Here is a 15,524-nt window from a genome sequence, read left to right as displayed (position 1 = left end):
TTTAAATCTCCAACAATGATGTAGAACGAACAGGGTGATATTGACTGTAATAATCGGAAGTTTGCAGCCCTTGAATTTTCAAATTTTGGACACGATACAAAAAGGCTGCACCAGTCATAATTTGATTAGCAACATCAACTACACCACGATTATTTGGTTCAGACAGGTATGAACCGCGTACCCAGTCATTGAAACCGCCCATTGCCGGGCCACACCAAATTTGATAATCGACTTCTCTGCCTTTTTCACCAGAACTAGACCAACGAGAAGATAATCCTAGATACCAGCGAAAAATCAACGCCATTTTCAGTTTAGGATTATTGACTGCTTTCCCAAGTTTCTCAGGATTCTTTTGGGATAAATAAGCCGCAGTTCCTTCCCATACTTCAGCAATAGTTTTGCGAAAAACTTGTTTTTCTAATTTCTCTCTTTCTGCAAGGGGGATGCTTTCAATGGAATCATAAGCGCGATAGAGTTCAAATAATTTCTGCGCTCGCATGGGGAACATTGTACCCCGTTTGAGAACTTGTAATTTGACACCCATTTCAAACATATCTGCTGCTGGGGCCATAATCATATCAGCCATTTCTGCTTGGGCTAATAACTTTTTGGTATGTTCACAAGCCCCAGATTCAACGCATGACTGATTAATGGAACCAGTCATTACATAAGCAGCACCCATCATAAAGGCTGCTAATGCTGATTGTGGTGTCCCAATTCCCCCCGCTACTCCGATTCTAATGGGTGTTTGGTAATGATATTGTGCTTGAATTTCATCGCGCAAGGCAATAATAGAAGGTAACAAACAAACCAGGGGACGGTTATCTGTATGACCTCCAGAATCAGCTTCGACAGTAATATCATCAGCCATCGGAACTTTGGCTGCAAGAGTTGCTTGTAACTCAGTAATTAATCCTTGTTCAAGAAGTTCTTTGAGAATTTTCGCTGGTGCTGGTTGCAGAAATTTAGTCGCAACTTCTCGGCGAGAAATTTTGGCGATGACTTTATTTTTGATTTCAATTTGATTGGCGCTATTCAACCCCAATCCAGCAACGCGGTAATAAACAATGTTGGGGGTTAAGTCGAGAAATGCAGAGGCTTCTACTGTTCTTACTTGATATTTGAGGTATAAATCCACAGCCCGGCGTTCAATCGCAGGTTCATTCGGGCTGTGAATTAAATTAAATGCATAAGGCCCTTGAGGTAAAGCTTGTTGAATGCGATTTATGGATGCTTCCAAACGTTCTGGGGTTAAACCACCTGCACCAAAGGAACTCAAAATTTGCTCTTTTCCGAGTACAATGACCATTTCTTCAGAAGCAATTCCGCCAGCCATTGCGCCGGTAACGTAGGCATATTTCACTCCATGAGAGGAGAGAAAATTGGGATCTCCAAACTGTTGAATACGGATTGGGGCTGCAAATGTTAACAGTTCTACTTGTGCTGTTGTGCCATTATCACCTGGGGATAAATACCCCTCATTCGTGACACCGATTTTTCCGGCAACTTTCACGATGTAGCAGGGTTTATTTAACACCATCAATTTGTCTTTGATGGTTTGTTTCTCGAAAGATACAGTTTCTAAAGAACCTTTCCAAACCTGGTTTTTGTTATAAGACCAGGCGGAGAAGTTAAGGCCATTATCATGTTTACTTAGTACCGTATCTACGGTTGTCACGGCAGTTATCCCTCGGATTACAAGCAATGGATGATAAAGTTGAAGGGTGTAGACTCTTTATAGGAGTCTAGATTTTCATACCAATTCTCTAGGAAGATGCACGTAATAATTTTTAAACGAACCGCGAAGGACGCAAAGAGCGCAAAGGAAGAGAAAGTTGAGAGAGAATTGGTATGAGATATTAAGATTCGTCGTTAAGCAAGTTTTGGGCGCAAGCTAGTTGCAATTGAATGATTTCGCTCATCTGTTGACTGTAATCTTGTCTAGCTTGCAAGAAGGCAGTATGTGCTTTAGTTATCTTTGAATTATTAGCATTGAGCTTTTGATACTGTGTCTTATTTAAATCGAACATGCTGATGATGCTACTAATTTTTTTAGTGATGACAGGTGGTGAATGAAGAAGGTTTTGCTGCCCAATTGCGCTTGACTCAGAAGATTGTAATTGTTCTCTCAGTTCAAAAACGTTATCAATGATATTTTTCGCTTTTACTTCTTCTGGCTGAGGCAATATGTTAGGGAGGTAATTTTCTTCTGAGGTTATTGGGTTGGAAGTGTTAAGAGAATCTGTGATTTCAGATTGTTGGATGTTAGGTATATCTGGATGCTGTATTTTGAAGCGTTCACTCCTAATATCTCCAACAAAATCTTTAACAATCTGGCGATTTCCGTCGGTCAAAATTGTAGCAGTAATTGCTTTTCCACCCAAAGTAACTGTTCTCAATGTTGCTTTATTTGAATTAGCAGTTTCTTGGACTTTGCTATACAACGGTGATAAATCCACCTTCACCTGATGACTGAGTAGTTTTGCTAATGCTTTGACCATTGCAGCATGGTCATCCATCCCTCTACGATTTAGAGAGACTGTAATATGTTCTTGGTTGCCGAGAATTTTATCAATCCATCGTGAACAGACATTACCTGCACCGGCTTCTAGAAATATTTTGACACCATCGCCGTAGACACGATTAACTAATTGCGGAAAATCAAGTTCTTGACATAATCCTTTGGCGATGTTGTGCGCGATAGTGTTACTATCAAGTGTAATTGGTTGATAATCGGCGGCAGAATAAAACACAATACCAGGGAGGTTTTGAGATGGTAAGGTGTTTACCTTCTTGATTTCCTCGTACTGCGATCGCATCGCTTCACAATGTATCACATGGTCGAAGGGAGCGGGGAAAGCGTTGCAGCCTAGAGTTTCAATCACTCGCTTACAGGCGGCATCTTCACCAGCAATTAATACTTCTTCTGGTGTATTAATTTGAGTTAAGTAGACGCGCTTCTCATGTTTCAGGCATTCTCTAACTTGAGATGGTGTAGCCATGAGAACATAGGTATTCCAAAGATTGTTGTTTGGCGAATCGCTTAATCCCCAATATTCACGCACAGCATTTTTTGGCCCAGATAACTTATCGCCAAATAGAGGGGATGAGTTTAAGGTGTTACTTCCACCCTCAAAATCACTCCAAACCCCTTGGGCAACCATCATACTAGTTTCACCCAAACTATACCCAAATACAGATTGCGGCTTGACTTGAAAATCATCTCGGAAAATTGCTGTCATATATCTAGCAAAGGCGATTTCACTTTCAAACATTGCCAGTGAATCATCTAACAATTGCTTTTCGAGTGTTTCTAGTTGCCTGGTTGTCAATTTAGGTAAACTTCTGGGATAAACTAGCTTTTCAACATCGGCAGCCCGATTGTAGAGATTGTTACTTTTTAAATCCTCGAAGACTTTCGGAAATAAACGGAAGACACTGCGACCAATGCCGATATAAGAATTGACTGCTGCGGGGTAAACATAAGCAACTGCTCCAGTTTTGCCCAATGGTTTCGCTGTGAAATAGCTGCCTAGTGGTGTTTGCCAATCTGTGCCATTTTCAAAAGCATTGTTTACACCTTTGCGGGCAGATTCAATTTCCTTGAGTAAATCTTTTGTGTTACGTCCTGTAATTGATAAGACGTATTTCGGATTAGAATGCTGTTCAAAGGTAGCGAATGTTTGACTGGCGGTAGCTGATAAAGAAGAACTCGCTTCTATGGTATTTTGGAGATTGTTGAGAAGATCGGGGATGGTGGTGCGATCGCTAACTGCTATCGGAAACAGATGAAAAGGCATTTGCTGCAAATATCTGTTGTCGCGCTCCTCTTGGCTGGGTTCCTCCGATAAGATTAAATGGGCGTAACTGCCATCTATACCCATACTATTAATTGCTGCTATTCTGCGTGTGCCGCCTTTATCGACAAACCAAGGTCTTGATTCCATCGCCACATAGAAAGGACTACCTTCCCATACTTGCGGTATTTTGACACCAGACCATTTAGGTGTGGCGGGAATATACCTGTAATAAAGACAGAGAGCGGTTTTGATTAAGCTAGCAATTCCCGATGCTGTATAGGTGTGGCCGATATTGGCTTTGATGCTGCCCAATGCACAGTGCAGACCATTGCCCACTTTCGGATAAGCTTGGAGTAAACCTGTGATTTCGGCTTCATCCTCCTGGGGAACGCCACTACCGAAGACTTCCACATAGTTAACCTCTGTGGGTTGAATATCTGCCATCTGGAAGGCTTGTTTGCAGACGTTGCTGATAGCTGAAGCATCAGATTTTACCAGAGCGTCACTCAAAGTAGAATTACCTTGTGCGAAACTCATAGCATCAATTACTGCATAGATGCGTTCATTATTTTCTTTAGCAGCTTCGTAGCGCTTGAGGACGACAGCACCCGCACCTTCGCCAACCGTCCAACCATTGGCTTGTTGGTCAAAACCCAACGTGTTGACACCTGTATTAATTGGTGCAAATTGGCTGCGGAATAAGACATTTTCCACACCACCGGCTAAATCTACCGCACCCACAACCACCGCGTCTACTTCTCCCGTAGCGAGTAGCATTTGGGCAACTTCCAAAGCTTTGAGGGCAGAATTTTCGCCAGCGCTGACGGTGAATGCAGGGCCAGTGAAATTCCACAAAGCAGAAATCCGGCTGGCCATGATGTTGGCGATGTGACTCACATATTCGCCGATTTCTACAGGTTGGTGAATGCTATCTTTGACAATGGTTTCCAGTTGGGCAAGCTGTTCAGCAGGTAGAGAAATTCCTTGATTGAGTAAGCCATCCTTAACCTGCCAAGAGAGATTCCATCTTTGCTGTAGCTGATGTACAGAGAATTCTGTCTCGGCGGCGACTATAACCGCTACATTGCCGCCTTCCTGTAGTTTCGCATCTTTTAGGGCGCGATCGCTAACCTTCAGGAGCAACAATTGTTGTGGGTTTAACTTCTCTATTTCATTTGGTGGGATTTTGCACGATAAAGTATCGATTTCAAAATCTTTGATATATGCCCCTACTGGTGCTTTACCATCTGCTAAACCGTACTCTTTCAGGACATTTTCTTGATTTTCTATACCATGCCATCTTTGAGGCGGTAGAGAAGTAAAATGTTGTGTACCATCATAAATACTGCGTTCAAAAGCATCTAAGCCATTACAGTTACCGAAAAAGGCATCCATGCCGATGATAGCAATTTTACTAGGTGGAACAGGCGGAGTTGATTCAACTGATTCTGTTGTATTTCCTTGTTCTAAAATCAGATGAGAATTAGTGCCGCCAAAACCAAAAGCACTGATAGCCGCCCGTTTAATTGGTGCATTATTATTAGGCCATACCGTAGCCGTTCTAACAATTTTTTCGGCGGAAATTGTACTTTTTTCTGACGTTAAAGGATCAGAAACGTTCATGGTTGCTGGAATTACACCATGAGACATACTCAAAATCACTTTAGTCAAGCCAACCATGCCAGCAGCAGTTAGCAAGTGACCTGTGTTTGCCTTAGCAGAACCCACCAGAGGCGCAGCTTGATTTTGACCAAAAAATGTTTCTATGGAGTTGAATTCGGTTGTATCTCCCAGCAATGTGCCAGTGGCATGACACTCTAAATAATCGATGGTTTTGGGACTAAATTTCGCCTCATTATAGGCTCGTTCAAAAGCTAGAATTTGTCCTTTAGGATTCGGACTCAATAAATGCTTACCTTTGCCATCATTCGAGAGTCCATTACCGCAGATAGTGGCGAGAATATTATCACCATCTTTAACGGCATCAGAATATCTCTTCAGCATCACCATCCCAACACCATCGGCGGGAATTAATCCTCTAGATGACTTATCTAAGGGGCGGCTGATGCCGTTTTCTGCATACCCTTGAACACCGGAAAATAACATCCGCACGAATAGGGAATCTGCACAACTGATGGCTCCAGCTAACATGACATCAGCTTTGTGTGACCATAAGTAATGAGATGCTAGTTTAATCGCATAAAATGATGATGAACAAGCAGCATCCAGACATAAATTAATCTGAGATAGAGATAGAGCTTGAGCAACGATAGATGCTGGTAAACCAGATATCATCGCATTGTATAAAGACGCTTTAGTTGCACCTGGAAGAGCAGCTAAATCAAAGTCTTCATCCTGCAAAAGTTCTCTGACGGCAGGGGTAATAGCTTGCTGGTAAATTGGAGAGAATAATTGATTAGATAATTTTGTCGGGAATGACAAATTACCTAAAATTACGCCACATTTTGCCAGGACATTTTGATTACCCCAATAACCACTGTTTACAACTGCTTGTTTAGCCGCATACAATGACCATTTGAAGGTGTTATCTAAACCAGCAACAAATTCTGATGGTAGATTGTATTCAGATGGATTAAACTGGAAGTTGCGGATGTAACCGCCTTTGAGAGAATAGGTTTTGTCTGGTGTACCTTTAACTGGATTGTGAAATATTGTCGGATCTACTCCGATTTCTTCGACAGTTGCAGAGGATGTCGAATCTTTTTGATTAACGATATTTTGCCAATATTCTTCAGGATTCTTTGCATCGGGGAATAGGCATGATAATGCGATGATGGCTATTTTTTCCACGATTTATATGCTCCGAGTTTGGGTATTTAGCAAGAGATAATTAAAAGGCAGGATTTACGCTGTTCCCCAAACTTTGAAGTGGCAAGTTATAGCAATCCTAAGATTACTAATAGTTTTGATGGTTTGCAGTAAAGACTTTATTGCTTAGTACAAGATTTCTAGCGAAATCTCTGCGCTCCTTTGCGTTTCCCTTTGCGAACCTTTGCGTTTAAATTTAAACCCTCAATTCGCCACGACTTTACGCAAAGCTGTACTTATAAAATAAAAACTAAAGTCCTGACTACAAACTTTCAACAACCGATTACTAGCTTCTAAGCATTTTCATTGACCAAATAATGGCATGGGCACCGAGCATTCGTGAATAGATTTTACCTTGACGGTCATGTATGATGAAGTTTGCGATCGCACTACTTGGTGTCTTAGCGAGTACTTCACAAGAAACGTAAAATGTTTCGTTATGTGGTATGGCTTCAAACTGTTCAAACTTTTCCACTTTTCCAGGTAAACAACCTTCTTCATGAAAGTGTTGTGTCCAAATCCATAAGGCGTGCATACTCAAGTCAGTTGTATAAGGATTCACCCATTGGACAGGGAATTGTCCTTGTTGCTGTGCGCCCAGTTCTGGCCAAAGACATTCTGTAGTGATTTTTTCAGGGCTGATGTTTAAAACTCTCTTAACTTCCTGAAAACCGGGGCCGTGAAATAATGTAGCCCCACCATTTTGGTAAAAAGCTTTTCCTGTCGCAGTCATGATATTATCTGATTCGAGATTGAGAGATTCATAAGTTGGTGCAACTGGGATTTCTCGCTGGAGATTGAGTTGAGCGCTAAAATGAAAATGGATTCTACCTTCTGGGTTTTTACTCGAAATTTTGGCTTGAAGTTCGATTCTTTCAAGATTAACTTTAGAAATTTCTTCTATTTCTAAAATATGTTCCTTCGCTAATGTCTCATTAAAAGTAATCCCCTTTAAAACTTTGAAATCTTGGTAATTGAACAACCGATAGCCAGGATATAATTGTTCAGAAGCATTGATAATCCACGTCATTGCACAAGTTGCTGGTAAAACTGGATAACCAGCAATAGTATGATCGTGTAAAAATGGGTTAGCCTCTAATGTCATTTGGCGACGAATACGATAAGTTTTTAGTTCTGAATCTAACTCCGCCGCCAGTGGAACAAGTGGACTACCAATAACAACTTGTGAGGTTGCATAATTGGCATTATCCATTTCTTTCACAAGCATTTGTGCCCCAACTGCAATGGGAATTATATCGATTTTTCGCTCTTGAAAAATCTTCTTTAATTCTGCTGTCACCATCCCACTGTCCCAAGCGCCCCAGTTGATAGCGACTACATGACATGAGGGATAACTTTGCTTAAATATATGGGCTGATTTGTTCAGAATTTCATTTGCGATCGCATAATCAGATTGTCCAGGATTTCCGTAAAAGCCTGTTACGGAAGAAAACAAAACTAAATGCTGAAGTTGATTAGGGTTAACGCAAGTTAATAGATTTTCTAATCCCTGAACTTTGGCGGTGTAAACCTTTTCAAAATCCTCTCCTGTTTTCTTTTCAATTAACTTATCAGCTAAGTTTCCCGCGCCGTGGATGATTCCGGTAATTGGCCCAAGATGTTGCACAGCAGTGGCAATTTTTTCTTGTAAAGCTTGTGTATCTGTAACATCGACGCTGATATATTCTGCTTTAGCTCCGGTTTTTTCAATTGCTGCTAGGGTCTTTTTAATTTCACGGCTAGAGGTAATTTTGTTATATATTTTTTGCACATTCATGGGTGTGGGCTTCTCTCCTTGAGAAAGAAGATTTTCCATGATGCATTTTTTCAATGCGGATTCATCGGAATTTTGAGCATAATCTGGCTCGATTTCTAATAGTTCGGAGCGACCGAGGAGGATGAATTTGCAGGGTTGCTGTTGGGCTAATCTGATAGTACACTCAGCCGTAATCCCTTTTGCACCGCCGCTGACGACAAAGACAGATGATGGACTAAGTTGGGCTGTTTGTGTCATAAATCCTCGTGAATACCTACATAAATTGGGTTTTTTGATATACGAACCGCAAAGGGCGCAAAGGAGAGGCAGCGCGGTCTTCTCCCAAGGGGAGACGCCAAGGGCGATAGCGCAGCGTTAGCGAGTCCGCGAGCGTCTGGGGGTTTCCCCCATGAGCGACTGCCGTCGCCAAGTAAGAGAAATAAGCAATATTCTTGTAGTAGGAAGGAACGAATTAAAAAGCATACTAATAGCAGTCCTAAAAAATTTGTGAAATTCTCTGTTTATTTCTTTTCTTCGCGCCCTTCGCGCCTTCGCGGTTCGTTAAAAACAGGAATTTTCACAACTCAAATAAGACTGCTATATCAAAGGACTAATTAATCGGCAATAATGGTAACTCGTCCTTGTGAGCCGTAGCCAACTTCACTGATATAAAGGTTGGGGTCGTGAAGTTCGGCGATGATGTTTTGTACTGACTGTTTAGCATCAAGTCTCGGACTTAAGTCGATCGCACGAGTAAATACCTTTGGCCATTCCCATCTCAGGGTTTTGGTTAATCCGAATAAACCAGCGCCGATCGCACCGAAGTTGACTTTGTACTCTAAACCGAAGGCGCCATCAAGATGAGCAACTGTGCAGAAGCAAGTACGTCCATGCTTTGCGGCTTCGTTGAGGGAGGGTTTGAGGTGTTTCGCCATCAAAAATACGTGCTTGACGATCGCCTTTTCTGATTCGTTATAAGAAATACTTCCGGTGTGATTGGCTACAAACATCGGATGTAGATGGATGAAAGCCCCAATCGCTCCGCAATGAGATGCGATCGCTTGCAATTGTTGTTGGAGATGTTCTTCACTCAAGTTTGCTAAGGTGACGCGGGTTACTCCTGTGGGTAAGGGCGCTTGTTGGGCGATGAGCGATTGGGGGAAGCTGATAACTACTACTTTCCAGCCTTTCTCGATTAGGGATTCAGTTAATTTATAAGTGGTGAGGGAACCATCATCGGTGATTAAACCGATGTGTCCCTCTGGTAACGTGAAATCCAAATAATCTGGCTGTGGTAGGCTTTTGAGTTTGACGAGATGGCGCTGGATACTATGCTCTAATTCCGGTGGCTGCTGTTGGACAAACTCAGGCTCAGACTTTTTTTTTTCACCTCCAGCCAACTGCTGTAGGTAATCAACTATTTGACCAATGGTGCGGAGTTCTCCAAGTTCTTCGATATTTGGTTTGGGTAAGTTGGGATACGTTTCTTGCATCGCCCCTAAGATTTCTACCCGTTTAATTGAGTCAATCCCTAAATCAGCCTCCATGTCCATTTCCAGTTCCAGCATCTCCACTGGATAGCCAGTTTTATCACTGGTGATGGCTAACAGGGTTTCACCTAAGTTTGCAAATTCATCACCCTCCGGGTTCGCCAGTCCCTCTTTGTTGGAGGAACAAGACCGGGCTGGCTCAGTTGTTGCAGTTTCTGGTTCTGGGGTGAAGGCGACAACTACGCTTACTTCCGGTGCAGTCTCTACTGGAATCTCGGTTACTTGCTGTACTTCGTGAATTGCAATTTCGACAGAAACACTTTTGGAAGCGTGGGATTGCAGATACTCGACAACTTGACCGATGGTGCGTTTTTCTGACAGTTCTTCTAAATTGGGTTTGGGTAGGCTGGGGTACATCTCTTGTAGCGCCCCTAAGATTTCTACCCGTTTGATAGAGTCAATCCCTAAATCCGCCTCCATGTCCATGTCCATTTCCAGCATTTCGACTGGGTAGCCGGTCTTATCGCTAGTGATGGCTAAGAGGTTTTTATCCAAGTCAACAATATCGATGGTTGCGCCAGATACAGGTGTAGCAGTTGTAGGCGGTGCTTCTGGGATGAATGCAACAATTTCGTTGGCTGGAGGTGAGCTAATTTTGACTACAACCTCGGTTTGAGGTTCTACTACTGGGACAGGTGGCTCTACTGTCTCAACAGTGGCAAAGTGGGGAGTGGGCAGTAGAGACGCGATTGATCGCGTCTGTTCCGGGGAGTAGGAAGTTTCAACTACAGGCTCTACAGCAGCCGCCAGAGGTACTTGGGTAACATTTAAGCCATTTTTAGCTACAGGCTCAGTTACAGGCAAAGGCAGGCTTTCTACTATCTTAGTATTGGGCGGTACTGGTGCATCAGTAACAGTTGTTTCTGTGGTGAAGGGAGTGAAATTGCTGAGTTTCTCTGTTAGTTGAGTTACTCCCTCACCTGAGATAATTTGAGAATACTCTTGCTGTATGAGTTGGAAAAAGTTTTTAGTATATTCCAACTGCTCTTGAAGATACTGCTCATGGATGCGTAGAGTTTCACCTTGTTGGGAATGAAACTGCATCATGCTGCGCTCTAAGCTTTCCATGACAACGAGCTTCATTTTGGCAGTTTCGGCTGTTGATTTACTTTCACTCAACAAGGAATTCTGCTGCTGCATCAGTTGGAAAAATGCCTTGGCGTATTCCATTTGATGGTTGAGATAAGTTCCGTGAACTTGTAAATTCTCGGCTTGATTTTCCTGAAACTGTGTCAGGAGGTATTCTAAACTTGCTAAAAGTTGTTGGTAATTGGTAAGTTTTTCTGGTGTTGGTTGCATCTTAGATTCCTGGGCTGGTTGTGACAGGGTAACAGGATTCATCTGTTGCTCTGGCTGGGTGATGATATTAGCAGTCACACCGTTCATTACTGGGGTAAGTTTTTTATGTCCGTTAGTCTCTATCACTGCTAAAGGTGGAGTCACACCTGGGTTGCTAAACAAAGGAGCCGCAGTTTCAGAATATTCGGGGGTTGGTAATGTGACTTTGTGTCCATCCTGCAAAGCTAGAGCGAAGGCATTTTTCGTTTTTTCGGATCTGTAGTTGATGCCGTTTAGACGGACATTTAATGTCTTCTTCGTCTCAATTGGGGGTATAGTTTGGGGAAGTTGGTAAGGATCGAGGTTATTCAAAGTCAAACCAATTACCCGCAACTGCACAACCGCTTCCCGCAAAGAGCGATCGCTATTCTTTTGAGTACTGGGGTTCAAAGATACGGTAATATGTGGGCGATCGCCAAGGATCTCTTTCACCAAGTTGCTCAGAATTCTCCTCGGCCCAAATTCCACAAAGCAAGTACCACCCGCCGCATAGATATTTTCAATTTCTTGTTTAAACAGCACTGAATTAGAAAGGTGCGTCTCCAGGATTTTTTGAATACCTTGGGCTTCCTTGGGATACTGCTTACTGGTAACGTTGCTGTAAACAGGGATTTTGGGAGTTTGGAATTTGACAGACTTAGTCGCGATCGCAAAGGATTTCTGAGCAAAGGCAATTAGCGGTGTATGGAACGCTGCTGAGACAGGTAACAATACAGCTGTATATCCTTTCTCGTGTAAAGCTTCTCTGACTCTGGCTATTTCTGCGGTAGGCCCAGCCAAGACAAATTGAGTGGGAGAATTTTGATTAGCGATCGCAACTTGGGGAAAATGTCTCAGCACGGCTTCCACTTTGCTGATGTCTTCTTTGACAGCCAGCATACTACCCGCATCATGATCTGGATCTTCGGGTGCAGCCATTGCTTGACCCCTAGCTTTCACTAGGAACAAGTAATCTTCGGTACTCAAAACCCCCGCAGCCCATAGCGCTGTGAGTTCGCCAAAGCTATGTCCTGCCACAAAATCTGACTTAAACCCAGCTTGTTGCAGGATGCTGTACATCCCTGCACTCAACACCCCGATGGCTGGTTGAGCATATTCTGTGCGTTGTAAGGCAGCAATTTGGACATTTTTTTCTGCCTCTCCAAACACAGGATGAGGAAAAACGATTTCTGACAATGGCTGCAAATTATCTTTGAGCAAGAGGCTATCCATATAGCCATGAAGACGGCCCATCAAAGGGAAATTCATCACCAGTTCGCGGCCCATCTCCAGGTATTGCGAACCTTGACCAGAAAATAGAGAGACAACTTTTCCGCCCAACTCCATACCAGAGGCGCGGTAATAAATCCCTTGGGGATGTTCCCAAGATGCTGCTGACCCTTTGAGTTTCAACCAGTCAATGCTAGTTTGCAGCAACTTGCAAGCTTCTTCGAGATTCTCAGCGACAAACCCAAATCGGGGAGCAGAGAGGGGAATCTGTGGCGACTTGCATTCCTTGACTAATTGTGCATAATGTGTAGGTGCCTCTGGTGAACGCAAATTACCTAAAATCTCTTCAGATTTGCTCAACAATTGCTCTACTGTGGGAGCAAACAACAGCACTTCACTAGCACCACTATGTAAGCGGTAAGCGTGGTTTTGGTCGGCTTCATATTCTTCCAAAACGACGTGATAGTTGGTACCACCAAAGCCGAAAGAACTCACACCCGCACGTCTTGGTGCTTCCCCTTCTGCCCGAATCCAAGGTCTGGTTTCAGTATTCAAATAAAAGGATGAATTTTTAATGTTGAGTTTGGGGTTTGGCTCAGTGATGTTAATTGTGGGCGGTAATACTTTGTGATGTAAAGCCAAAGCAGTTTTAATCAAACTTGCTGCACCCGCAGCCGCTTTTGTGTGTCCGATTTGTGATTTCACACTACCCAAAGCGATGTGCTGCTTTTTGTCATCATGCACATCAAAAAAGTCTTTTAAAGAACCGAATTCTGTCGGATCTCCAGCCATTGTACCGGTACCATGTGCTTCCATCAAACCAACAGTAGCGGGAGAAAAGCCGGCATCTTCATAAGCACGTTCTAAGGCTTTAACTTGGCCTTCTTTGCGGGGAGCATAAATGCTCTTGTAGCGTCCATCGCTGGAAGTACCAATACCTTTAATTACGGCATAGATTTTATCGCTGTCCCGTTCAGCATCTTCTAACCGTTTGAGGACAATCATCCCAATACCTTCACCGAGCATCATCCCATCGGATTTAGCATCGAAAGGTTTGACATTTTCACTGGGAGAAACCGCCGGTGTTTTGCTGAACGAGATATAAGCCATGATGGTGTTGTCGGTATCAACACCACCAGTTAGCATCATGTCAGAACGATGCTCAACTAGCTCACTAATGGCCATTTTTAAAGCACCAAAGGAACTAGCACAAGCGGCATCAACTACACAATTCATTCCGCCAAAATTGAGGCGATTGGCAATTCTACCCGCGACTACGTTAGCTAACATTCCTGGGAAAGCATTCTCATCCCATTTCACATAAGCACTTTTGATTTTTTCAACGATTTTTTGCGTATCTTCATCAGATAAACCACTGCTTTTGAGTGCTTTTTCCCAAATCGGATATTCCAATCTGGCAGAAAGTGGCATTCCTAATTGCTTGGCCATAGCCACGCCTAAGATTACACCAACAGTCTCGCGGCTAAACTCACGTTTTTCGCCATAACCGGCATCTTCCATCGCCTCTTTCGCAACCACTAAACTTAATAGTTGCGATACATCTGTGACTTCCAAAATACTGGGTGGAATGCCGAATTCCATCGGGTTGAAATCAACCTCTGGAAGAAACCCACCTCTTTTACAATAGGTTTTATCTTCAGTAGTTCTGGGATTTGGATCGTAATAATCTTCCACGCTCCAATGTGTGGAAGGAACATCAGTAATACAGTCAATTTTGTTTACTATATTTTGCCAGTATTCTCGTAAATTTCTAGCTTTAGGTAATAGAGAAGCCATCCCAACTATGGCGATAGGATTGTGTTGTAATTGTCTGTTAATTTTGTTGATTGACACTGATTTATTTGGCTTATCTGACTTCATCTTTTTTTCCTCAATAGACCTCATCACAGCCTGTTCACAATTATTGACAAGGCTCTCTAACTCCGCTAAGGCAGTATCAATTGAATAAGCAGACATAGGGCATAGTTAGTACTGTGGATTGTGTAGCTACAGTAATTTCTGTTGCCTACTAAATAATGAAAATCTCTCGTCTTGTTAGCAGCTAGCTATCCTATCTGCCTCCAAATCGACACCACACGATACATACTGCCCTCATAAAGCCTTAGAAGGCGATTTTGGTAGCGATCGCGGAAAAATGTTATACAACGCTAGACGCTTAATATTGGGCCAATCAATTTTGGATTTTAGATTTGTGTTAGTGAGTCTTAAAGTGTCTTTTAGATTTGTTTCACCTACAATGAGTGCAGGACGAACCAAAAAAATCCAAAATCCAAAATCTAAAATGTTTTGAGCAATGGTATCCTAATGGAGCGATGAAAACTGAGGAGTAGCTAAGAGAACAGAAACGTTTTTTCACCCGAAACCGTTGGATTATCTAGCCTAACCACAACAATATAGCTGGTGTTAATGACAACGTTCTGTATCTTGATGAATGTCATAGCTAGTTTCAACGTCCGGGATAACATATTTTATGGTATTTGACCCAGTAAAGTTGACAAGTTCGTTACAGAAAAGACACCACCTTTAATCCGAGTTGAAAAAGTAATTAAACGATCGCAAGGTGATGACAAAGCAGTTATCTTTAGTTATTTTTAATTTAAAAATCTCAATTAAATAACTAGTTTGTCTAACTACTTTAAGGCATTGAATTAATAAAAACAATAACACACTTTACAGAAACTAAATCATTACTTTAAATTTATTTTATAAATAACCCGATACTCTTACTGATGTAAACTTTGAATAAAATTCAGCACTAAAAGTATAATTTATAACTATAGAAATGTATCAGAGATTTTCTTGTCTACGGGTTAGACATAAATATTCTCTTGATTAAATTAACAGTACAAATCTGTTGTTTAGTAAGTAACAATTCAATGAATACATAGATAAATTGAATAACCATAAGTATTTTTTCTCAGAGAAACATGATAATTGAACTAAAGTTTTTGGTCATTTTTAAATATAAGTCAAGTCAATAAGTAAAGCGGTTATTTATAAAGCAAATGTTAATTTTTAGTA

The 15,524-nt window shown here is 42.1% G+C and carries 4 protein-coding genes; all 4 read right to left on the bottom strand.

Features of this window, described 5'->3' with window-relative positions; translation table 11 throughout:
* Window position 1: 1 nt before the first annotated feature.
* Window positions 2-1,678, bottom strand: coding sequence for a PfaD family polyunsaturated fatty acid/polyketide biosynthesis protein (locus V7K67_RS21925; protein ID WP_335168380.1), 1,677 nt, complete (start codon window positions 1,676-1,678; stop codon window positions 2-4).
* 181 nt (window positions 1,679-1,859) lie between these two features.
* Window positions 1,860-6,611, bottom strand: a complete 4,752-nt coding sequence (locus V7K67_RS21920) for a PfaB family protein (protein ID WP_335168378.1) — start codon at window positions 6,609-6,611, stop codon at window positions 1,860-1,862.
* Window positions 6,612-6,915: 304 nt separating this feature from the next.
* Window positions 6,916-8,643 (bottom strand): SDR family NAD(P)-dependent oxidoreductase, encoded by a 1,728-nt coding sequence (locus V7K67_RS21915; protein ID WP_335168376.1) that lies wholly within the window; start codon window positions 8,641-8,643, stop codon window positions 6,916-6,918.
* Window positions 8,644-8,999: 356 nt separating this feature from the next.
* Entirely contained in the window at window positions 9,000-14,459 is a 5,460-nt protein-coding gene (locus V7K67_RS21910) for a beta-ketoacyl synthase N-terminal-like domain-containing protein (protein ID WP_335168374.1), read from the bottom strand.
* Window positions 14,460-15,524 lie beyond the last annotated feature (1,065 nt).

Source organism: Nostoc sp., from assembly GCF_036917155.1.
Classification (GTDB): domain Bacteria; phylum Cyanobacteriota; class Cyanobacteriia; order Cyanobacteriales; family Nostocaceae; genus Nostoc.
This window is presented reverse-complemented; position numbering and strand designations above follow the sequence as displayed.